Genomic DNA, 972 nt, shown 5'->3' with positions numbered 1-972 from the left:
GTCTTATTGTATTTAAAATGTTCTACATCAAAAGCAAGATCCGGTGCATGTGCAGCCACTCCAGGAATGGCTACTAGAACAGCGATACCAAGTTTATGAGCATAAGCAAATTCACTTCCGGTATGATACCCTTTGTCATAAATGGCGGTGAAGTTGTTGTGTCCCAAAATAGTTTTGCTTCGGCGCAGCATGCCGCCCATGGCTTTTGAATCATTTTCATTGGTTACCTTAAAATCAATCGGGATATTATGTAAAGCGTCCACTACAGTTTGCACATTATAAGCGACTTCAGAGATGTTGTTGCGCGTCATGATTTGGCGGGAATCGGGGTCTGAGGTTGAGATCTGAGTGATACCTTTTTCGTCGATTTCTTTCTGAAATTGTTGGTATTTTATCTTTTGCGAACGGTGTTTTTTTATTTTCTTTTCAATATCTTTTTTTTGAATTTCATCCCCATCTTCTTTGGCTAAAGCCCCATTGTATTCTTCTAATCGAGCATCGATATAAGCAATATGACGTTCAATTTTAGCGGGATTAAAATTGTTTTTCTTGGAGTTTTGTGCCCTGAGTTTGGTACTATCACCCGCCACAAGGCTGCCACCAATGAGTTCAAAATGCGAAGCCATTTTCACGGTTGCTCTAAAAACACGCGCAATAGCTTTGGGATTGTCCTTTCTAAAGTTAGCGATGGTATTGTGATCTGGAACGAGTCCTTTCATCAGCCAGATAAGTTCCATGTTTCTAACGCATTCTTTTTCAAGAGTCCGAGACGATCGCATGCGGTTCAAGTAACCATAAATAAAAAGCTTGAGTAAATCTGAAGGGTGATAGGCGGGCCGACCGTTTTCGACAAATTCGAAAGCGAAACCAAAATCAGGGAGTTTTAAAGTATCAACAAAAAGGTCAATGAGCCTAATTTCGTTGTCTTGAGCTATAGCTTCATCTATGGATGAGGCAAAAAGCGGAAGTTGG

The 972-nt window shown here is 40.5% G+C and carries 1 protein-coding gene; it reads right to left on the bottom strand.

Annotated features, from left to right (window positions below; all coding sequences use genetic code 11):
* A partial coding sequence (locus A3SG_RS0118410) for a transposase (RefSeq protein WP_016991452.1) occupies window positions 1-972 on the bottom strand: 972 nt, incomplete at both ends.

It is taken from the genome of Flavobacterium sp. ACAM 123 (assembly GCF_000264055.1).
GTDB lineage: Bacteria > Bacteroidota > Bacteroidia > Flavobacteriales > Flavobacteriaceae > Flavobacterium.
Note: the sequence above shows the minus strand (reverse complement) of the source record. Positions and strands in the feature narration are given on the sequence as shown.